The 19,977-nt window shown below is 46.5% G+C and carries 20 protein-coding genes and 1 other annotated feature; of the genes, 3 read left to right on the top strand and 17 right to left on the bottom strand.

What is annotated here, in order from left to right:
* The 4 genes from ACINLD_RS01600 to ACINLD_RS01585 all read right to left on the bottom strand — a co-directional run bounded on the left by ACINLD_RS01600 (position 1) and on the right by ACINLD_RS01585 (position 4,660).
* Complete coding sequence (locus ACINLD_RS01600; RefSeq protein WP_026586405.1) at positions 1-1,062, bottom strand: ABC transporter ATP-binding protein; 1,062 nt, start codon at positions 1,060-1,062, stop codon at positions 1-3.
* 13 nt (positions 1,063-1,075) lie between these two features.
* On the bottom strand, positions 1,076-1,993 hold the full coding sequence (locus ACINLD_RS01595; RefSeq protein ID WP_026586404.1) for an ABC transporter permease: 918 nt from the start codon (positions 1,991-1,993) through the stop codon (positions 1,076-1,078).
* A gap of 4 nt (positions 1,994-1,997) precedes the next feature.
* The gene (locus ACINLD_RS01590; protein ID WP_026586403.1) at positions 1,998-2,933 is read right to left on the bottom strand and encodes an ABC transporter permease; all 936 of its coding nucleotides are present in this window, start codon (positions 2,931-2,933) and stop codon (positions 1,998-2,000) included.
* 98 nt (positions 2,934-3,031) lie between these two features.
* On the bottom strand, positions 3,032-4,660 hold the full coding sequence (locus ACINLD_RS01585; protein WP_409444887.1) for a peptide ABC transporter substrate-binding protein: 1,629 nt from the start codon (positions 4,658-4,660) through the stop codon (positions 3,032-3,034).
* Between the two features lie 455 nt (positions 4,661-5,115).
* Positions 5,116-5,337: a binding site (T-box leader), on the top strand.
* A 49-nt stretch (positions 5,338-5,386) separates the two neighbouring features.
* On the opposite strand from ACINLD_RS01585, the gene trpS reads away from it, so the two are divergent.
* The gene (gene trpS / locus ACINLD_RS01580; protein ID WP_077737044.1) at positions 5,387-6,379 is read left to right on the top strand and encodes a tryptophan--tRNA ligase; all 993 of its coding nucleotides are present in this window, start codon (positions 5,387-5,389) and stop codon (positions 6,377-6,379) included.
* 221 nt (positions 6,380-6,600) lie between these two features.
* Here trpS and ACINLD_RS01575 read toward each other — a convergent pair whose 3' ends face one another.
* The 9 genes from ACINLD_RS01575 to ACINLD_RS01535 form a co-directional block, all read right to left on the bottom strand.
* Positions 6,601-7,353 carry a YjbA family protein gene (locus tag ACINLD_RS01575; RefSeq protein WP_077737045.1) on the bottom strand — a complete coding sequence of 251 codons (753 nt, stop codon included), beginning with the start codon at positions 7,351-7,353 and terminating at the stop codon, positions 6,601-6,603.
* Between the two features lie 122 nt (positions 7,354-7,475).
* Complete coding sequence (gene opp4C / locus ACINLD_RS01570) at positions 7,476-8,390, bottom strand: oligopeptide ABC transporter permease (protein ID WP_277692631.1); 915 nt, start codon at positions 8,388-8,390, stop codon at positions 7,476-7,478.
* Positions 8,391-8,410: 20 nt separating this feature from the next.
* Positions 8,411-9,361: an ABC transporter permease gene (locus ACINLD_RS01565; protein ID WP_026586399.1), complete on the bottom strand. Its 951-nt coding sequence runs from the start codon at positions 9,359-9,361 to the stop codon at positions 8,411-8,413.
* Between the two features lie 77 nt (positions 9,362-9,438).
* Positions 9,439-11,070, bottom strand: a complete 1,632-nt coding sequence (locus ACINLD_RS01560) for a peptide-binding protein (RefSeq protein WP_409444888.1) — start codon at positions 11,068-11,070, stop codon at positions 9,439-9,441.
* 112 nt (positions 11,071-11,182) lie between these two features.
* Positions 11,183-12,205: an ABC transporter ATP-binding protein gene (locus ACINLD_RS01555; protein WP_077737048.1), complete on the bottom strand. Its 1,023-nt coding sequence runs from the start codon at positions 12,203-12,205 to the stop codon at positions 11,183-11,185.
* Between the two features lie 4 nt (positions 12,206-12,209).
* Positions 12,210-13,184 carry an ABC transporter ATP-binding protein gene (locus ACINLD_RS01550; RefSeq protein WP_077737049.1) on the bottom strand — a complete coding sequence of 325 codons (975 nt, stop codon included), beginning with the start codon at positions 13,182-13,184 and terminating at the stop codon, positions 12,210-12,212.
* A gap of 191 nt (positions 13,185-13,375) precedes the next feature.
* Positions 13,376-14,164: a DUF2268 domain-containing protein gene (locus tag ACINLD_RS01545; RefSeq protein WP_077737050.1), complete on the bottom strand. Its 789-nt coding sequence runs from the start codon at positions 14,162-14,164 to the stop codon at positions 13,376-13,378.
* Between the two features lie 83 nt (positions 14,165-14,247).
* Complete coding sequence (fabF, locus tag ACINLD_RS01540) at positions 14,248-15,486, bottom strand: beta-ketoacyl-ACP synthase II (RefSeq protein ID WP_026586394.1); 1,239 nt, start codon at positions 15,484-15,486, stop codon at positions 14,248-14,250.
* Between the two features lie 22 nt (positions 15,487-15,508).
* The gene (locus tag ACINLD_RS01535; RefSeq protein ID WP_077737051.1) at positions 15,509-16,447 is read right to left on the bottom strand and encodes a beta-ketoacyl-ACP synthase III; all 939 of its coding nucleotides are present in this window, start codon (positions 16,445-16,447) and stop codon (positions 15,509-15,511) included.
* 167 nt (positions 16,448-16,614) lie between these two features.
* On the opposite strand from ACINLD_RS01535, the gene ACINLD_RS01530 reads away from it, so the two are divergent.
* The gene (locus ACINLD_RS01530; RefSeq protein WP_026586392.1) at positions 16,615-16,848 is read left to right on the top strand and encodes a hypothetical protein; all 234 of its coding nucleotides are present in this window, start codon (positions 16,615-16,617) and stop codon (positions 16,846-16,848) included.
* Positions 16,849-16,884: 36 nt separating this feature from the next.
* Here the strand turns inward: ACINLD_RS01530 and ACINLD_RS01525 are convergent, their stop codons facing one another.
* The 4 genes from ACINLD_RS01525 to ACINLD_RS01510 all read right to left on the bottom strand — a co-directional run bounded on the left by ACINLD_RS01525 (position 16,885) and on the right by ACINLD_RS01510 (position 19,518).
* On the bottom strand, positions 16,885-17,073 hold the full coding sequence (locus ACINLD_RS01525; RefSeq protein WP_026586391.1) for a ComZ family protein: 189 nt from the start codon (positions 17,071-17,073) through the stop codon (positions 16,885-16,887).
* 7 nt (positions 17,074-17,080) lie between these two features.
* Positions 17,081-18,040, bottom strand: a complete 960-nt coding sequence (locus tag ACINLD_RS01520) for a BMP family ABC transporter substrate-binding protein (protein WP_077737052.1) — start codon at positions 18,038-18,040, stop codon at positions 17,081-17,083.
* Positions 18,041-18,125: 85 nt separating this feature from the next.
* Positions 18,126-18,701, bottom strand: coding sequence for a hypothetical protein (locus tag ACINLD_RS01515; protein WP_077737053.1), 576 nt, complete (start codon positions 18,699-18,701; stop codon positions 18,126-18,128).
* An 82-nt stretch (positions 18,702-18,783) separates the two neighbouring features.
* Positions 18,784-19,518 (bottom strand): hypothetical protein, encoded by a 735-nt coding sequence (locus ACINLD_RS01510; RefSeq protein WP_026586388.1) that lies wholly within the window; start codon positions 19,516-19,518, stop codon positions 18,784-18,786.
* A gap of 243 nt (positions 19,519-19,761) precedes the next feature.
* Between ACINLD_RS01510 and ACINLD_RS01505 the strand changes: the two genes are divergently transcribed.
* Positions 19,762-19,947 carry a YjzD family protein gene (locus tag ACINLD_RS01505; RefSeq protein ID WP_026586387.1) on the top strand — a complete coding sequence of 62 codons (186 nt, stop codon included), beginning with the start codon at positions 19,762-19,764 and terminating at the stop codon, positions 19,945-19,947.
* Positions 19,948-19,977 lie beyond the last annotated feature (30 nt).

Here is a 19,977-nt window from a genome sequence, read left to right as displayed (position 1 = left end):
TCATTCACCTTCTTTCACTTGAACCGGTTTTTGGTCTTGAAACTCCCGCATTTTGCTTTTGACGGCCGCAGGCGGTTCAACCTTTGGAGCGTCAGGATGCATGAGCCATGATTTGACATAGTGTGTGTCAGATATTTTAAACATCGGCGGTTCTTGTTCAAAATCGATTTTCATTGCATAAGGGCTTCGCAATGCAAATGCGTCCCCTTTTGGCGGTTTCGTCAAATCAGGAGGCGAACCCGGAATCGCCATCAATTCTTCATCACCGTCATTGTCAAGGCTCGGCATTGAAGCAAGCAGCCCCCATGTGTAAGGGTGTTTCGGGTTGTAGAAAATTTCATCAACCGTTCCGATTTCAACAATCTGGCCGGCATACATAACGGCGACACGGTCGGCCACATTGGCGACGACGCCGAGATCGTGCGTAATAAAAATGATCGATGTATCAATCTTTTTCTGCAAATCTTTCATCAGTTCCAAAATTTGCGCCTGAATCGTCACATCGAGCGCTGTCGTCGGTTCATCAGCGATTAACAGCTTCGGATTGGCGGCGAGCGCCATCGCGATGACAACCCGCTGCCTCATGCCTCCGCTGAATTCGTGAGGATATTGATTCACACGCCGTTCAGGCATCGGAATCCCAACGAGGCTGAGCAGCTCGACCGCCCGCTTATTCGCGTCCTCTTTTGAAATCTTTTCATGTTTAAACAGTACTTCGGTGATTTGGCGGCCGACTTTCATCGTCGGGTTCAAAGACGTCATCGGATCCTGAAAAATCATACCGATGTCTTTGCCGCGAATCGACTGCATTTCCTTCTCTGTTTTCGGCACCAAATCTTCTCCGTCGAATAAAATTTGTCCTTTTTTAAAGTAGCCCGGCGGCATTGGAATCAGCTTCATAATCGCCTGTGAAGTGACGCTTTTGCCTGACCCGGATTCTCCGACGATCGCAAGCGTCTCTCCTTTGTCAACGTGAAAGTTGACACCGCGGATCGCCTGGACTTCGCCGGCATATGTTTTAAAAGAAATGGCCAAATCTTTCACTTCAAGTAAGTGTTTCATCTATCTCACTCCTTTATTTACGAAGCTTCGGATCTAAAGCATCGCGCAATCCGTCGCCGATAACGTTAAATGCAAACATGGTCAAACAGATAAATGTAGCCGGGAAAAACAGGCGCCATGGATAATATTCCAAGCCCTGCACACCGTCGGTTGCCATCGTTCCCCAGCTCGCTAACGGCTGCGGGACGCCGAGGCCAAGATAGCTTAAAAACGCTTCATAGAAAATCGCCGTAGGTACGGTCAATGTCATGGTGACCAAGATCGGGCTCATGATGTTTGGAAGCAGGTGTTTCCTGATGATGCGGGAGTTTTTCGCGCCCAATGTTCTCGACGCCAGGACAAACTCCTGGTTCTTAAGCTGAAGCACTTGTCCGCGCACGATTCTCGCCATGTTGATCCAGCCGGTGATGACCATGGCAACGATCATCGTGATCAAGCCTTTCCCCATGACAACGAGCAGCAGGATCGTCATTAATAAGGATGGAATCGCCCATAAGATGTCTGCTATTCTCATCATAATTTCATCCGTACGTCCGCCTCTGATGCCGGAAATCGCACCCCATATCACACCGATCAAAACGTCGATCAGCGCAGCAGCGAGTCCGATTGTCAGCGAGATGCGTGCGCCGACCCATGTTCGGACAAACACGTCTCTTCCAAGGTCATCTGTTCCAAACCAGTGCTCTGCGCTTGGCGGCTGATTCGTATTCGTTAAATCTGTCTCTTCATATTGAAAGCTCGAAAACATCGGCGCAAAGATGGCCATTAGAGCGATCAGGATCAGAATCACCAGCCCAAACAGCGCGAGCTTGTTTTCTTTAAATCTCAAGAATACATCCGTCCAAAACGAAAGGTTTTTCTTAGAGATCTTTTCGGCTTCGCTATGGTCAACAGCTGCAGGTTCAAACATGTCTTTTGGTATTTGCTGCATCCTTTTACTCCCCTTTCTTAGCGCCAAACAGTTTGATGCGCGGATCGATTAAGCCGTACAAAAGATCGACAAGCAAGACGCACAGCAAAAGAATCGCCCCGAAAAATACGGTGACACCCATGATAACCGTATAGTCGCGGTTTGTAATGCTTGTGACAAAGTGCATGCCCAGTCCCGGGATACCGAAGATTTTTTCAACGACAAACGTCCCCGTCAAAATGGATGCCGCCATCGGCCCCATATACGTCACGACAGGCATGATGGCATTGCGGATCGCATGCTTAAAGGTAACCGCTGACGTGCTTAACCCTTTCGCACGCGCCGTGCGGATGTAGTCGCTGCTCAGCACTTCAAGCATGCTTGAACGGGTCAGGCGGGCGATAAACGCCATCGGCATTGAGGCGACTGCGATTGCCGGAAGCACGGTATGTCCCCATGACTCCCATTGTGCGACAGGGAACCAGCCCAGTTTCATCGCCAGCACATACTGCAGAAGCGCCGCCATGATGAAGTTCGGCACGGAAATACCGACAACGGCGATAATCATCGCACTGTAGTCCTGCCATTTATTCCTCTTCAGCGCTGCGATCACGCCGAACAAAACACCGAATGCCAAGGCGAGGCAGATCGCTTCCAACCCAAGTGTAAAAGAGATCGGAAAGCCGGAGTTGATTAAGTCGTTTACAGTTTGTCCTTTATATTTAAATGAAGGCCCAAAATCCCATTTCATAACCGATACTAAGTAATCGAGATATTGTTTAAATAGGGGCTGGTCTAAACCATAGTAAGAATTGAGGCTTGCTTCAATTGCAGGAGGAAGTTTCTTCTCGCCTGAAAAAGGTCCGCCCGGAATTGCTCTCATCAGGAAGAAGGTAGCTGTTACAATAACCCAGAGAGAAATCAGCATATATACGAGACGACGGCCTAAAAATTTAAACATTGTTACACACCTCCGAATATTCAGTCTATTAACTTCTTTTCATAAATAAAAGTATATGGGGGGAAACTCCTAGGCCCCATATACTTTTTGATGCAGTTTTATTCAAAATACGCTGTTTTGAAATAGATCTCTCCAGTCCCTGTCAGAACAACGCCTTTTAAGTTTTCATCTTGCATATAAGGCATTGTGTAGAAGTAAATCGGAGCGATCGGCAGTTCATCCATAATGATGCTTTCGGCTTCTTTCATCAGCTCGATGCGTTTATCGTCATCGGTTTCTGTGGAAGCTTTTTCAAGCAATTTTTTGTATTCTGCATTTTCCCAGTTTGTATCATTGTTTCCGCCTTCTTTGTCACGGTATGTTTCAAGGAAGTTCATCGCGTCGTTGAAGTCGGCGATCCAGCCCATGCGGCCGATTTGATAGTTTCCGGTATGGAGTTTATCAATGTATACGTTCCATTCCTCATTGCCTAATTCAACATCAACGCCTAGATCCCTGCTCCACATTTCCTGTACGGCCTGGGCGATTTTTTGGTGGCCTTCATCCGTATTGTAGGAAAGCGTGATTTTCGGAAGGTCGGACGCCTTTTTCAAACCGAGTTCTTTCAAGCCTTTATTCAAGTATTCTTTTGCTTTTTCAACATCGTGATCTTTGAAATAACCTTTGTTTGACTCAAACCCGGTGACAGCCGGCGGAACGAATCCCATCGCCGGAATCTGTTCAGCCTGTGTGATGTTTTTAACGATCGCCTCGCGATTGATCGCGTATGTCAAGGCTTTACGGATGTTGACATTGTTCAATGGAGCAGCTTCCGTATTGAATTTGTAAAGGTAAACGGCTGCGAACGGATCGATATGCAAGCCTTCTTTTTTCAGGCTTGGAATCGCATCTGTCGGAATCTCATCAAGTGGCTGTCCGACGAAATCAATCTCGCCTTTTTTGTACATGTTGAGGCCGGTGTTGGCGTCGTTGACCATCGCCATGTTGATTTTCTTCAGCTTGACAGCGTCTTTATCCCAGTACTGGTCGTTTTTCTCCAGCACGATGCTTCCGTTGTGCTTCCATTTCGTCATTTTGAAAGGTCCGTTGGATACGTAGTTCTCGTCGGCTTTTGTATACCATTTCGGATTTTTCTCAGCGACCTTTTTATTGACTGGCATATATGTGTAGAATGCCGTCAATTCCGTAAAGTACGGTGTCGGTTTTTCAAGCTCGACTTTCAACGTCTTGTCATCAACTGCTTTAACGCCGACATCTTCAATTTTGCCTTTGCCGGTGTTCGCCGCTTCACCGCCTTTTAAGTAGTAAAGCTGGTAAGCGTATTGTGACTCATTTTTCGGGTCAAGTGCCCATTTCCAAGCGTATTCAAAATCCTCCGCTGTTACAGGATCTCCATTTGACCATTTCGCGCCATCGCGGATCGTAAACGTGTATGTCTTCTGATCATCGCTGACTTCGATTTTTGACGCGGCAGCTTCAACCGGCTTTCCGTCTTTGCCGATTGTCGTCAATCCTTCAAAAGTCTGACGAAGTACGTTTGCAGAAACCGAATCGTTCGCAAGTCCCGGATTGAGTGAAAACGGCTCGGTTTTAATGTTTACATTCAATGTGTCTTTGCCTTTGCTGTCTTTTTTACCACCATCGCCAGAGCTTGAGCCGAAGCCGCAGGCGCTGAGAACGAGAGTGAAAATAAGCATTAAACTGATTAATGACCAACGCTTCTTCAAAAAGAAACCCCCCTAATTCATATTTTTTAGTTCCTTACTCCTGAACATTCAGATTTATCATAAAAAAGTATTAGGTCCACTTGCCATACTTTTTTCTCTGTTTCGTCTATTCTGAATATTTTTATGTAAAGAACCTGTAACACCGAAGTGAACAAATTCATTATAATTAATAGAATAATTTATTGCAATATTAATTTTCAATTATTTTTTTATTCAAACAATTTAACTTTGTCAGTTTTTCTACCAATGATACAAATATACTTCTCTGTATTAAAGCGTAAACACACTAAAATGAAAGTCGATATTTAACAGAAAGAAACGTTTTACACATATAACATTTACTATTCGTTATAAAGAATTCACCACTGTCAGGCCGACTCTTCTCATCCCGATATTGTTTTTCTTTTTGGAGCCCCGTGACTTTCATTTCGAATTTATATATAATAAAATTATGGATAAATGCTTTGAAAAAGAAGAGTACACATTTCTCCCCATTTACAGAGAGTCCGCGGGGCTGGGAGCGGATAATGGCGAATGTGGAATGGGCTTTGGAGCAGCTGACCGAACACGTATAAGTAGGCTCAGCCGGAGCAGGCTTCGTTAACAACGTTTAAAGTGATTTCATTTTGATCATAATGAAATAATCAGGGTGGCACCGCGGTTCATTCGTCCCTTTCTTAAGGGAAGAGTGGGCCTTTTTATTTTGAAATGAAAAGAGGGATTCATATGAAGAAAACGATATTTTCCGGAATTCAGCCGAGCGGCTCTGTTACGCTTGGCAACTACATCGGTGCGATGAAGCAGTTTGTCGAGCTGCAGGATGATTACAATTGCTATTTTTGCATCGTTGACCAGCATGCGATTACGGTTCCGCAGGACCGCCTCGCATTGAGAAAAAACATCCGCAACTTGGCCGCGCTTTACTTGGCCATCGGCCTTGATCCGGAGAAGGCGACGCTGTTCATCCAATCCGAGGTGCCGGCGCATGCCCAGGCAGGCTGGATGATGCAGTGTGTCGCCTATATCGGCGAGCTTGAGCGGATGACTCAGTTTAAAGACAAATCACACGGAAAAGAAGCCGTCGTCTCCGGTCTCTTGACATATCCCCCGCTCATGGCGGCCGATATTCTGCTGTATGGCACAGACGTCGTTCCCGTCGGCGAGGATCAGAAGCAGCATCTTGAGCTGACGAGAAATTTGGCAGAACGCTTCAACAAAAAATACAATGACATCTTTACGGTTCCCGAAGTGAAGATTCCGAAAGTCGGCGCCCGCATCATGTCGCTTGCCGACCCGCTCAAAAAGATGAGCAAATCGGACCCGAACCAAAAAGCGTTCATCACCCTGCTTGACGATCCAAAGCAGCTTGAGAAAAAAATCAAGAGCGCCGTTACCGATTCTGACGGAATCGTGAAGTTCGACAAAGAAAACAAACCGGGCGTCTCCAATCTGCTGACCATCTATTCGATTCTCGGACAAGTCTCAATCGATGAGCTTGAGGCCAAATACGAGGGCAAAGGCTACGGCGAATTTAAAACCGATCTCGCCGACGTCGTCGTCGGCGCCCTGAAGCCGATACAAGATCGGTACTATGAATTGATCGAATCTGAGGAATTGGACCGGATTCTGGACGAAGGCGCCGAACGGGCAAACCAAGCGGCGGGCAAAATGCTAAAGAAAATGGAAAACGCGATGGGGCTCGGCCGCAAAAGACGTTAAGCAAAAAACACCTTCTTGATTGCTTCTGCAATGAGAAGGTGTTTTTCATAAAGAACAGGCCTGCACGGCCGCAAAATGCGATATTCCTATAATTCGCGTTGATGAAAACATGCCTCTGGTCCTGCAGAAGCCGCTTTTTCGCCGTGTTTTTTCTTTATTAGTATAAGGTTCTGTTTTTTAATGGAAAGCGCAAAAAAGCCATCGGCATGACCGACGGCTTTTTAGTTGACTTTTGACTCATTTTCAATTTCCCAAAGCTTCTCAAAAAACGGCTGTCCTTTAATTAAGTTTTCACAAAAGTCCCGGTGTTTGTCAGACCAGCCGTCAATCGTTTCATTGAAAAGCATGTCCCAGATTTCTTCAAATGTCATCCGTTTAATCTGTTCATACATATACGGATTCCATTCCGTGTACCAGTAGGCGATCTCAGCGCGGTTTTTAAGACCTTTCAGCTGATCAAGCGCCATGAACAGCAGCTGTTTCAGCTGACGTTCTTTTCTTGTTAATCCTCTGACATGCTCCGGTGATAATGATAAGATGTGGTATTCCTTGGAAGACTGCAGCTTTTCCGGTGCAAATTCGTATTCTTGTGCTTCAACGTCCTTGACCATGTCATAGACGAGCTGTTCCTGTCTTGGGATGAGGCGGCTTTTTCTGACGGGGATCGAATAGCCGGCTGTATCAACCGCCAGGATTCCGATGCCGTCTGTTACGACGAAGCAATGATCAAGCTGTGTACGCTCATGGTTTTTGCGGATATATGCTTTTTGATGGACATCCTTTAATAATTCGGATGGAAGTTCTGATAGATCATTTTCTATGTAGTTGAACAAAACGGACGAAACTCTTAATAAAGGCACCTGATCCAACAGTTCAACACTGTCTTCCTTCCGCCATTCATGAAAGTGACAGACATTGTAGCCATTTTCTTCTCCCTCAAACCAATTCACCCACACATCATGAAGAAATAACATTTCCTAACCCCTCACTTTATAAAAACTGTTGTCCACAGTATAGGCAAGGGTAAAGGAAATTATTCCATCTATGGCAATGGCTCATAAAAAAACGGGGCCGCCTGAAAGACGCCCCTGTTTTCTCATTTAATATTCTTCGGATCAAGCGCATCTCGGAGCCCGTCTCCGAGAAAATTAAAGCACAAAACGGTGATTAAAATCATCAAGCCCGGAAACAGCGGATACCACCACGCTTCAATCATGATCGTAAAGTTTTGCGCATCCTGCAGCATGTTGCCCCAGCTCGCCATCGGCGGCTGGACGCCGAAGCCGAGATAGCTTAATGCCGATTCCGCAAGAATCACGGTACCGACGGACAGTGTCGCCGCAACGATGATCGGCCCCATGGCGTTCGGCAGGATGTGCGAAAAAATGATTTTGTAGCTCCGCGTCCCGATCGTTTTTGCGGCCAGGACAAACTCCCGCGATCTCAAGGACAAAAATTCTCCGCGCACAAGCCGCGCCGTCGTCGTCCATCTCGTCAAAGCGAAAATCAGAATCAGCTTGTCAATGCCAGGCTGGAAAATCGTGACCAGCGTGATCAAGAGAAAGATATCCGGGATGGATAGGATGATATCAACGATTCTCATCAATATCGCATCAATGATTCCGCCGAAATAGCCGGCAATGGCGCCGACCACGGTTCCGATCGTGATCGACCCGAGCACTGAGGCGAAGCCGACAAGCAAGGAAATTTGCGCTCCGTACAGCAGGCGGCTGAAAATATCGCGGCCGAATTTATCCGTTCCCATCAAATGTTCGGCACTCGGCGCCTGCAGCTTGTGAAGCAGATTTTGCTGTTCCGGTGCATATGGAGCGATCAAAGGTGCAAAAAGCGCTGAGAGTACCACAATTAAAAGCATCAGGCCGCCGGCGACAGCCAGCTTATTTTTAAAGAATTTCTCAAAAAAGATTTTCGTCATCGTTTCCGGTTTTTGCGGAATGTTTTCCTGTAATCCGATTTCCGCTGAAGGTGCTGAAGGATTTGGCTGTGGCATCGTTTATCCCCCCCTTATTGTTAATACTCAATCCGCGGATCGATCACCGCATACAGAATGTCGGCGATTAAGTTGCCGATGACGACCAGCACGGCAGAAATGACGGTCATGGCCATAATAACCGGGTAATCCCTTTGAAACGCGGAATCAATAAACAGTTTTCCGAGACCCGGCCAGCTGAAAATCTGTTCGGTAATGACCGCTCCGCCGATAAAAGAAGGAATCATCAGTCCAAAAATCGTCACGACTGGAAGCAGTCCGTTGCGCAAACCGTGCTTGTACACGACGCGATTTTCTTTAAAGCCTTTTGCTCTGGCCGTTCGTATGTAATCCTGTCTGAGCACATCAAGCATGCTCGACCTTGTATACCGCGTGAGCCCCGCCATATCGGCGACCGCAAGTACGAATGCAGGCAAAATCAAATGATGAACCCGATCCCATATGCTGAAACCGGAGTTGAGCGTCATCACACCGCCGGTCGGAAACCAGCCCAAGTTGACCGCAAGAACCATAATCAAGATCAGACCAAGCCAAAAATTCGGGATCGCAAGACCGATGAATGATGTAAACGTAATGCCGTAATCAAGCTTGGAATAAGGGCGCCGCGCCGACAGCACGCCGAACGGTATCGAAATTAAAAGCGCCAGTATGGTTGAAACAACCATTAACAGAAGCGTGTTGGGCAGCCGCGCAAGAATCAAATCAATGACAGGCGTTCCCTTCCTGACGATCGAGGTGCCAAAATCGCCCTGCAACATATTGCCGAGCCATTTCAAATATTGAATATGCTCCGGCTCATTCAACCCGTATTTCTCGATGAATCGCTCCCGGTCAGCCTGGGTGATCGACGGATCAAGCATGAGCGAAACCGGATTGCCGGGGGCCGATTTCATAATCGCGAAGGAAAGAATGGTAATTCCAAGCAAGATCGGAATAGACATTAACGTTCTCCGAATAATGTATGTCACCATCTTCTATTCCCCTTTTATCATGGATTTTAAAGCGCAGGGAGAGGAAAACCGCCCTCTCCCCTTTAAAGAATATGAGATTATTGTTTCAGCCACCATTTATTAATGTTGTAGAAATCATCTTTCGGATGGAATTCAAAGCCTCTTAAGTTTTTAGGAACCGCCCGGTGGTAATTATAGTAGAACAAGAACGTGTACGGCTGATCTTCGGCAATTAATTTATAAATTTTCTCGTACGCTTTTGAGTATTCTTCGCGGTCTTTCAGTTTTTTCGCTTCCACAAGCAGCTTATCGACTTCTTCGTTTTTGTACCAAATGTTGTTGAGACCCGATTCAGACTGGCTGGAATGGAAAATGTCGTATTGATCAGGGAAGGTCCCTAAGCTCCAGCCTAACAGAAGCGCATCGTAATCCCAGTTTGGCGCGCTCGTTTGCTCAATTAGAGCGCTGAACTCGACAATCTGCGGCTTCGCTTCAATGCCGACTTCTTTCAGCTGCTGCTGAATGACGACGGCCGCATCTTCACGCACTTTGTTTCCTTGGTTTGTTTTCAGTGTAAACGAAAACTTTTTCCCGTCTTTGTCTAAAATGCCGTCACCATCTGTATCTTCCCAACCCTCTTCTTTCAGCATTTTTTTCGCTTTTTCCGGATCGTAGTCAAAGACCGGAATATCGGCATCTTTCGGATAGTTCCATGAGACTGGGCTTTCCGGGATATTCGCGACTTCTCCGTCGCCGTCAAGGACATTATCGACGATCGCTTTGCGGTCAATCGCATGTGTCAGCGCCTGACGGACTTTTTTATCTTTAAACAGTTCGTTTTTCTCGTTCCAGCCAATGTACGCATAGTTCAGGCCGAGTCCTGATTCATCCCTTACATGATCAAATTTTTCGACCGTTTTGACATCTGTTCCAGGGACGACGAAATAATCAATGTCCCCTGCCTGAAGCTGGGCGAGCGCCGCGTTGGCGTCCGGAATCACTTTGTATGTCAGTGTGTCGAGATAAGGTCCTTCCCCGTAGTAATCTTCATTTGCTTCCACTTTGACGTACTGCCCCTGCTTCCATTCCACAAATTTAAACGGCCCGGTGCCGATCGGATTTTTCCGGTTAAATTCATGGTCGCCGAGATCTTTAATCGGCACATCTCCCAAAATGTGTTCAGGAAGAATATAGTAGCTTAAAGTGACAGGCAAAAATGAAGGGTCGTTATGTTTCAGCTTGAATTCCACTTCGTATTTTCCTTTTTTTGTCACTTTGTCGATCATTTCGAAGTTTGAGCCGCGTTCGCCCGCATAATCTTTGCTGAGCGGAATGTTGTACGTAAACACGACGTCATCCGCGGTGAATTCCTCGCCGTCATGCCACTTGACGCCTTCTTTCAGTTTGACGTCAAAGGTTAGTCCGTCCTCAGACTCATCAATCTTTTCAGCGAGTTTCATCGTCGGATTTAGTTTCGTATCAGAGCCGACAAGCCCGTCAAATATAAACCCTTCGATATCAGAGCTGGAAACATCTGTTGAATATAAACTGTTAAATAAAGTAGGCTCTCCTGTCGAACCGATAACCAAGTCCCCGCCTTTTTGAGGCTTTCCGTCAGATTTGCCTTCTTTTTCTTCCCCGCCGACTTCACCGCTGTTGCAGCCCGCTAGAAAAATAGATAAGATCAATAGCAAGCTAAAAATCGAAAATCCTGTTTTGCGCATGTTCATTTTATGAATTCCCCCTTATTAAACTGTTGTCCTTCCTTTCAGACGAATTGACCCCCGTTTTTTAAGAAGACATTCCCCCTCTCAAGGATTAAATATGTGAAGGCCTTTCCCTTTATTCGTAAAGGTGGCATGCCACAAAATGGTTGGCTTTCACTTCCTTGAAAGCGGGTGCCGTTTCCGCGCAAATCGCTTTTGCCGCCGGACATCGCGTATGAAAGACGCAGCCATTTGGAGGATTGGCAGGGCTCGGCAGCTCCCCTTTCAAAACGATCCTTTCCCGTTTCTCCCGGCCTTTTTTCCTTGTGACGGGGACGGCGGAAAGCAAGGCCTGTGTATATGGATGAAGCGGATTGTCGTACAGTTCATGCTTATCCGTCAGCTCCATCATTTTGCCGAGGTACATCACGCCGACTCTGTCGCTGATATGGCGGACGACGCTCAAATCATGGGAGATGAACAGATACGTCAAGTTGAATTCTGCTTGAAGCTCTTCCATCAAATTGATCACTTGGGCCTGAATCGACACATCCAAAGCCGAAACCGGTTCGTCGGCGATGATGAGCTCAGGGTTTAAGGCGAGTGCCCGCGCGATTCCGATCCGCTGGCGCTGGCCTCCGGAAAATTCATGGGGATAGCGGTTTGCAAAGGACGGATGCAGGCCGACCCTCGCCAATAGCTCTTCAGCTTTTTCATTGCGCTCTTTGAGATTGTACATATGATGTGTGGTGAAGGGTTCTTTGATGATGGAACGCAAGGTTTTTCTCGGATTCAAAGAGGCGTATGGATCTTGAAAAACCATTTGGATATTTTTGCGGACGCTTTTTCTCAAAGCTTCTTCCGACAGCCCGGAAATGTCCCGGCCTTTGAAAAGGATTTGCCCTGCTGTCGGTTTGTAAAGACGGATCATCGTCCTGCCGGCCGTTGATTTTCCACAGCCCGACTCACCGACGATCCCGAGCGTTTCGCCGCGCTTTAATGAAAAGCTGAGGCCGTCGACCGCCTTGACATCGCCGATTCTTTTCTGAAAAATTCCCGACCGGATCGGAAAGTATTTTTTGACGTCCTTCAGTTCGAGCAAGGGTTCGTCTCCGGTTATCTGCTGTGTGGTCTCCAACTGTTCTACATTTGATGTCATCGCCTTACTCCTCCTCCTCATATAAGAAGCATCTGACGGACCGGCCGTCCGGCCGCGTTTTCAAGCCGGGCTGGGCACCCCAGCATTTATCGACCGCGTTCGGACACCTCGGGGCAAAACGACAGCCTGCCGGAAGGTTGTCAGGCGTTGGTACATTTCCTTTTATGGCTGTTAATTTTTCAATGGAGCCGTCAATCACAGGGATGGAGTTTAACAGGCCTTTTGTATAGGGGTGCAGGGGTTCATCAAAGAGTTCGTCTACTGCAGCGTTTTCCACAACTTGTCCGCAATACATCACGATCACGCGGTCTGCGATTTCCGAGACGACGCCGAGATCATGGGTAATGAGAAGAATCGAGGTATTAAATTTGTCGCATAAATCTTTCATCAGCTCCAGCACTTGTGCTTGAATCGTCACATCCAGCGCTGTCGTCGGTTCATCGGCGATGAGCAGTTTCGGGTTGCAGCTGAGGGCGATCGCGATCATCACCCTTTGCCTCATGCCGCCGGACAAGCGGTGGGGGTAGTCTTTCATCAGCTGTTCCGCTCTTGAAAAGCCGACAAGCTTTAACAGTTCAACCGCCTTTTGTTCGGCCTTTTTTTTAGAAAGCTTTTTATGATAGATCAATACCTCTCTGATTTGTTCGCCGATCGTTAAAACAGGGTTGAGCGATGTCATCGGCTCCTGGAAAATCATCGAGATTTCGTTTCCGCGAATCTTGCAGAAATCTTCTTCCTTGTATGTAACGAGATCCTGGCCTTCCAGTTTGATGGAGCCGTTTATGATCTTGCCGCCGGAGCTCTGAACCAGCCCCATGATGGAGAGGGATGTGATGCTTTTTCCTGAGCCTGATTCTCCAACCAGCGCCACGGTCTCCCCTTTTTTGATCGAAAAATCGACGCCGTCAACCGCCGGAATCGGCTGTTTTTTTCTAAAAAAATAAGTTTTTAAATCATTGACTTCCAGCAATGCGCTCATCTAGATTCCCCTTCCCATAGATCAGAAGTTAAATATAATTGAAAACTAATATTTATTTTTTCAAAAGCTGCTGGATAAGACTGAATTATCTTAAAATTTTATAGTTGTATATTATTACATAACCATTACAAAAGCAAGGAATTTTTAGATTAAATGTAATAATATTAATTTAATCCCATAATTTTAATGTTTTAAAGCGACAGCTCTATAAAATCTTCAGACGGAAGGGATAAAACATCGGCAACTTTCAATTTCTTTTTCGACAAATATTTTTTTACAATATTGTAGCCGACGGCATAACCGAGCATATCAGGATAATAACCTTTTCCAAATAAAATATTGGAGAATAGTCGTCCTTCGTGGCGTTTCAGCTCGAAATGCGGCTCAACGAGGCGGGTTTGAAAATGGGCGAGCTGTTTTTCCGAGTAAATCTTGGTCCATGCTGCTGTTTCCGATGCTCCAAGACGTTCATAAACGGCATTTTCGGCCAGGCCTTCGAGAATAATTGTATCAAGAAGCGTCATATTTTTTTCTTCTTTTGCGATATTTTCTAACCGGCAGACATGGTTATATTCATGGGTCATGACCGCTGAAACGGCCGGGGGAGAAAGGTGTGCTGAAAGAAACAAAAAGAGTTTGTCATGAAAGGCAAGCCCTGATTTTGATCCGAATTCGGCGCGGATTTTGCGGTTTCTTTCATCGACTGGAAGGATGATGATCGGAACGTCGGGTCCGTTCCACCGTTTTTTGAGCAGCTGTTCTTCTTTTTCCGCTTGTTCAAATACGCCTTTTTTCTTGAGCTCCTTCATCGTATCCCTGCCTTCCGGCCAATTTTTGACCATGCCGTGGGATTGCAGATGGCTGATCAGCGACATGCTTTTTTCCTTCGGCGCCCCTTTGAAATACGGCAGAAGAAAAAAAGACAGCTCCCGCATTGATAAAGCTTGTTCATACCATTCGTATGTTTTAGCGACACTCATCTTCTCTTCACTCCTTTTTCACCTGTATGTTATGCAGGCCATAAAAAACGGCTACCATCTAGATGGCAGCCGTTTCAAAGAGGCTATTCATATTTTTTGAAAATAAGTGTCGCATTGTGTCCGCCGAAGCCGAGCGAATTGCTGAGCACAACATTGACATCCTGGCGGCGCGCCTTGTCCGGAACATAGTCCAGATCGCAATCTTCGTCAGGCGTTTCAATATTGATTGTCGGAGGAATGATGCCTTCTTTAATAGCAAGCACTGAGAAGATCGCTTCGATTCCTCCGGCAGCGCCAAGCAGGTGCCCTGTCATCGATTTTGTCGAACTGACGGCAAGCTTGTAGGCGTGTTCGCCGAAGACTTCTTTAATGGCGATCGTTTCGAATTTATCGTTGTACGGTGTGCTTGTGCCGTGCGCATTGATATAATCGACAGATTCAGGAGCGAGACCCGAGTCTTTAATCGCTTCTTTCATCGCTCTGACGCCGCCTTCTCCGTTTGGCGCAGGCGCGGTGATGTGGTATGCGTCTCCCGTTGAACCGTAGCCGACCACTTCCGCGTAGATTGTCGCTCCGCGGTTTAATGCGTGCTCAAGCTCCTCAAGGACGACGATTCCCGCTCCTTCTCCCATGACGAAGCCGTCGCGGTTTTTGTCAAACGGGCGGCTCGCCGTTTTCGGGTCCGGATTTGTCGAGAGCGCTTTGTTCGCAGAAAAGCCCGCAAATGACATTCTTGTCAGCGGCGCTTCCGTTCCGCCCGAGATCATCACATCGGCGTCGCCGCGCTGAATGACTTTAAAGGCATCGCCGATGGAATTCGTGCCCGTCGCACATGCCGTAACCGTACATGAGTTAACGCCTTTTGCACCGAGCGCGATCGAAATTTGTCCAGTCGCCATATCGGGGATCATCATCGGCACGAAAAACGGGCTGACCCGGCGCGGTCCTTTTGTCAAAAATGTTTCGAACTGCTGCTCAAGCGTTTCGAGCCCGCCGATGCCGGAACCGACCCAAACGCCGATTCTGTCGGCATTTTTATCATTGATGTCAAGCCCCGCGTCTTCGACAGCCATTTTCGCAGAGACAACGGCATATTGTGTGAACCGGTCCATTTTTCTTGCATCTTTTTTATCCATGTAATCTTCTATTTTAAAATCTTTCAATTCTGCGGCCACTTTTGCAGGATACTCATCCGCATTGACCCGTGTAATCGGCCCGACCCCGGAAACCCCGTTAACCGCATTATTCCAGCTCGTTTTGACGTCATTACCAAGAGGTGATAAAGCTCCTAATCCGGTAATGACTACTCTTTTACTATTCATAAGTTGCACCTCACCTTTCTTTCTAGCGGCCCCAGCGCATGGCAATGGCTCCCCATGTCAAGCCTCCGCCGAAACCGACCATCACAATGACGTCACCGTCTTTAATGTTACCAGCTTCAAGCTCTTCCACAAGTGAAATCGGAATTGAAGCGGCTGATGTGTTTCCATATTTATGAACCGTTTTAGACATTTTTTCAAGCGGAAGCTCCAAACGTTCGCGCGCCGCCTCCATGATCCGGATGTTGGCCTGATGAGGCACCAAAAAGTCGACATCCTCTTTAGTCAGTCCCGCTTTTTCAATGACATTGACACTGGATTCTCCCATTTGGCGGACGGCGAATTTGAACACTTCCCTGCCATTCATGATTGTATGATCTTTTTCATCCAAGTACAAGTGTTTTCCGCCTCTTCCATCTGCGCCGAGCTCAAAGGAAAGAATGCCTTTGTCATCGCTGACTGGTCCGACAACCGCGGCTCCCGCTCCGTCTCCGAATAAAACGGCCGTGTTGCGGTCATCCCAGTCGGTAATGCTTGAAAGCTTCTCCACTCCGACAACAAGCACATGCTTGTATGTTCCGGCTTCGATAAACTGTTTTCCGGTGACAAGACCGTACATAAAACCGGCGCAGGCCGCACTGATATCCATCGCACAAGCGTTGAATGCACCGAGCTTTTCTTGAATCATGCAGGACACTGTCGGGAATGACTGATCAGGAGTAACGGTGGCAACGAGGATCATATCAAGATCTTCCGCCTTAACATCTGCATCTTCCAGCGCTTTTTTTGCAGCGGCGACAGCCATGTCAGACGTCATTTCGTCTTCGGCTGCGATTCTTCTTTCTTCTATTCCTGTTCTTGTACGAATCCACTCGTCAGAAGTTTCAACCATCTTTTCCAAGTCGAAATTGGTCAGTATTTTTTCAGGGATGTACCGGCCAATTCCAATAATTCCAGCTTTCATAGGAAAGACTCCTTTATTCATGATTTTTTCCAACTAATGTTATGAGTAATTATTAGTATCTGGTACTAATCCTACCCTATTTTTTTTCAGTTGGCAATATATTCGTCTAATCTATCAGCAGAGAACCTTCATATAGTAGTGGTAAATAGAGCAAGGGGGGATGATGGATGGCAAATGACGATTTTTTCTCAAAAATGATGTTCGGCACAAATCAGCCCGCACACCGCGAGGAACAGTCTGATCGCCAGGAAGCTGAAGAAACAAACACCGCACAGGAACCCGACTACATGCATGTCATGAACCAGGTTGGACAAATTATGGATTCGATCGATGAACTGAAGCCGATGTTTAAAGAAATCGGCTCGATGGTGAGCGCTTTGCGAAAAAAGATTTCCATCTAAAAAGCCACTTCTCTTTAAAGTGGCTTTTCCCAGTTATCAAGCGTCTGCGTCGGCATCTGCTTTTCCGAGCTCATACGCTTCAGCCATAACCTTCGTAAATAAGGTCATAAACGGCTGGAGCATATCAGGTGAAAGCTCAATGCCCGCTTTCTCCATTTCTTCTTTTGCTTCGGGAACGTACTTCATGGCAATTTGCAAAAATTCCATCGATTTTTCGTGCTGCATCTCTCGGTCACCTCGCATATTCATTTGGCAGTTTATTTGTTTTTTTGTATTGTTCAATCAACCTTTTCATGTCTTTTTGAAACGATTGATCGACGACCGGGCTGAACTCCCCCATCTCGATGACGCCTTCCTGAATGTCGAAGGTCCGCCGGCCACCCTTCAGTTCGCCTTTGTTAAATTCTGCGGCTGTGATTTCATAGGCCTCGTCGACATGCTGAATGGTGCTTGTCAATACGACGTTTTCCCCCAATTCAGACTGGTCGCTCACATAGCCGATGGCGTACAAACCGTCTTTTTTGATTTGTTCAATGACAGGGACATTATACCCGTCTCCGGCGGGATACACAACATCGACGCCCTTCTTTTTCATTTTTTCATATAATATAATGGCTTTTTCGGCGTCATCCCACTGCCCTACATAGTCTGTGATGACCTCGATGTCCGGATTTATGTATTTCGCGCCTTCGATAAAACCTTCAACTTCAGGCTGCCACTTTTGTGTCGCAAGCACGCCGATTTTGTTCGATTTCGATTGGTGGGCTGCTGTCATGCCTCCGAAAAATCCCATCGCTTTTCCTGCGAGGGATATGCTTGTCACATTTTGATGTTCGGCCTTGCTGTTCATCAGCACAAAATGAATATCGGGATAGTCGTCAGCTATGTCATTAAAGGTTTTTTCGTATTCGCTTCCGTGCCCGTAGATTAAATTGACGCCTTTTTTATGAAAATCCTCTACAGCCATTTTGACTGCCGCCTCATTGTCAATTCCTTCTTTATAATAGACATCGACATTGAAAACAGACTGTATTCTTAACAAGCCTTTATATCCTTTGGTTCCCCATACTTGATCACTTATTGTATCAGGGACAAGCAAACCGACTTTTTCAATTTTCCCCGCAAGCGGCGCTGAGCGGCAGCCGCATAAGGCAAGGAAAACCAAAAAAATCATGCCAAGCCTGTACACCATGCCATGTTCAACTCCCTTTCAAAAAACAAGCAGTTTTAATCTATCTTTATTGTATCCTTTCAAGGGTAGATAAGGAAGATCTTTCTTATTTTTTGTCGAAAGTTGTAGACATTTGTCTCTTCCATTCCTCGATTTTGGCATCGGCCTCTTCCGCAGTTGTTTTCTGTTCGAACTCCAATTCCTCAAGGTTTTGGTGCACCATGAAATCGGCGAGCTGAGCTGCAACGTCATCCACAAAAAAACACGCTTCCCCTTGCTCTGGACCTTCTTCTTCCGCGTTCCAGGGACCGTACATATCCGGCAGTACGATGGTCTTCACTCCTTGCTGTGCAATGCGCTGGCACCAATCTTCTTCCATTTGATGCTGATAGACAAGCAAAACGGCGGGCTTGTTTTGCGTCAATGCGCTCAGCTCTTTTTCGGACATGCAGCCTGTATATTGAATAAACACCTTGTCGTATTCGCTTTCAGGCTCTTTTTCAATGATGCGGAAATGTTTGTTTCTCACAAGCCACATTAACCGCTCTTCCAGGTAAAGCCGTCTGATGTCATCGTCCGGCTGATTTAATTTGACACCGATGTCAACGCCTTCCTCAAGAAGACGTTCGCAAAATGAAAGGCCGAAGAATTCATCTGCTCCATACACCAGCGCGGATTTCATGTGCTTTGACCACCTTTCGATCCAGCTTTTTCTCCAAGTAAAAACAGCCCTGATCAAAAACGGGCTGCTACCATTCTATTCTCTATAATACTTTTTCATGCATTTTGAAAAATTGCGCGATCGCTGAGTGGAGGCGTTGCGGATGATCAAACAGATGCAGTGTCAGCCCCACCCGGTAATCGCCTTTTTGCTGCCGTTCCTCAAACGTTTTGGCATGGATCATATACGGGTATGGAGAACCGTTTAGCCTTTGCCAAATATGGACAGGGACGAGGTTGTGGTACGGGGAGATGCTTTTAAACGGGTAATCGGCCGCCTCACGTTCAGAGATGCGGTAGCTTTCTGCAATTTCTTTCATAAACTGCTTATAAAAAAATTTATTTTCTTTTTCCCTTTGATGATGAGCCTGAAGATCGAGGCAAGGATTGAGCAGCGCTGCAGAACGTATTTGATCCGGAATCGAGCGGAGGAGTTCATCGGTGATCAGCGCGCCTGTTCCTTCTGCCAGGAGATGAATTTTTCCATTTAAAATTTCCTGTTTGAACACATAGTGAATGAGCTGCTTCGCGTATGAAATCGCTTTTTCAGAGCCCCAGTGCCTGCCGAACAAATTGCTGTTGACAAGGGTGTAGCCTTTGTTTCGCAAACTTGTCAACAGCTCGTGTCTTCCGTGATGCTGCAGCCAAAAACTCGAATCTTCCCCGACGAAATGGTTCCGGTCGCCGAAAATAAACACCGCAAAACCGTTTGGTCTGTATGGAAGATGGATCACATTCCACTCTGAATCGACTTTAAAAAAACGTTCCGTTATTTTCATCACTTGCCTGCCTCCTTCCTGCCGTAATCTGCTCCAATATTTTATGTGGAGAGCGCATCAAACGAATAAGGAAAAGTCCCAGTCAGCATGATGAAAATAAACTTTTAGAAACCGCCGATCTGATTTTTCTGAATACGAAGCTCAAGGAGAGCTTGTTTGTTCATGAAAATGCCCTTTCTAGTTTACCTTATGTGTGGTATGATAAGCTTTAGAATTGAATGAGAAGGACGAGGTGTGGAGAACGTGCGATTTGTCGTGACTTTTATTTGGACATTTCTTTTGGCGCACATGGCCTGCTACATTGTCGGCGCCATGAACGGTGCTGCATACAACTTTCAGACCAGTTCCATTATGGGCTTCATCATTTTTGCAGCCGTAATTGTTCTTGGAGAAATTATGCCTGTTAAACAGGAAGCAAGTCAACAATAAAAACCCCTGCTTTAAATAGCGGGGTTTTTT

It is taken from the genome of Bacillus sp. z60-11, assembly GCF_046464135.1.
GTDB lineage: Bacteria > Bacillota > Bacilli > Bacillales > Bacillaceae > Bacillus > Bacillus sonorensis_A.
This window is presented reverse-complemented; position numbering and strand designations above follow the sequence as displayed.

Coding starts and splice junctions, on each gene's coding strand:
- ACINLD_RS01600 (WP_026586405.1), bottom strand. CDS start 1,062: ATGAAACACTTACTTGAAGTGAAAGATTTGGCCATTTCTTTTAAAACA.
- ACINLD_RS01595 (WP_026586404.1), bottom strand. CDS start 1,993: ATGCAGCAAATACCAAAAGACATGTTTGAACCTGCAGCTGTTGACCAT.
- ACINLD_RS01590 (WP_026586403.1), bottom strand. CDS start 2,933: ATGTTTAAATTTTTAGGCCGTCGTCTCGTATATATGCTGATTTCTCTC.
- trpS (WP_077737044.1), top strand. CDS start 5,387: ATGAAGAAAACGATATTTTCCGGAATTCAGCCGAGCGGCTCTGTTACG.
- ACINLD_RS01575 (WP_077737045.1), bottom strand. CDS start 7,353: ATGTTATTTCTTCATGATGTGTGGGTGAATTGGTTTGAGGGAGAAGAA.
- opp4C (WP_277692631.1), bottom strand. CDS start 8,390: ATGCCACAGCCAAATCCTTCAGCACCTTCAGCGGAAATCGGATTACAG.
- ACINLD_RS01565 (WP_026586399.1), bottom strand. CDS start 9,361: ATGGTGACATACATTATTCGGAGAACGTTAATGTCTATTCCGATCTTG.
- ACINLD_RS01560 (WP_409444888.1), bottom strand. CDS start 11,070: ATGAACATGCGCAAAACAGGATTTTCGATTTTTAGCTTGCTATTGATC.
- ACINLD_RS01555 (WP_077737048.1), bottom strand. CDS start 12,205: ATGACATCAAATGTAGAACAGTTGGAGACCACACAGCAGATAACCGGA.
- ACINLD_RS01550 (WP_077737049.1), bottom strand. CDS start 13,184: ATGAGCGCATTGCTGGAAGTCAATGATTTAAAAACTTATTTTTTTAGA.
- ACINLD_RS01545 (WP_077737050.1), bottom strand. CDS start 14,164: ATGAGTGTCGCTAAAACATACGAATGGTATGAACAAGCTTTATCAATG.
- fabF (WP_026586394.1), bottom strand. CDS start 15,486: ATGAATAGTAAAAGAGTAGTCATTACCGGATTAGGAGCTTTATCACCT.
- ACINLD_RS01535 (WP_077737051.1), bottom strand. CDS start 16,447: ATGAAAGCTGGAATTATTGGAATTGGCCGGTACATCCCTGAAAAAATA.
- ACINLD_RS01530 (WP_026586392.1), top strand. CDS start 16,615: ATGGCAAATGACGATTTTTTCTCAAAAATGATGTTCGGCACAAATCAG.
- ACINLD_RS01525 (WP_026586391.1), bottom strand. CDS start 17,073: ATGCAGCACGAAAAATCGATGGAATTTTTGCAAATTGCCATGAAGTAC.
- ACINLD_RS01520 (WP_077737052.1), bottom strand. CDS start 18,040: ATGGTGTACAGGCTTGGCATGATTTTTTTGGTTTTCCTTGCCTTATGC.
- ACINLD_RS01515 (WP_077737053.1), bottom strand. CDS start 18,701: ATGAAATCCGCGCTGGTGTATGGAGCAGATGAATTCTTCGGCCTTTCA.
- ACINLD_RS01510 (WP_026586388.1), bottom strand. CDS start 19,518: ATGAAAATAACGGAACGTTTTTTTAAAGTCGATTCAGAGTGGAATGTG.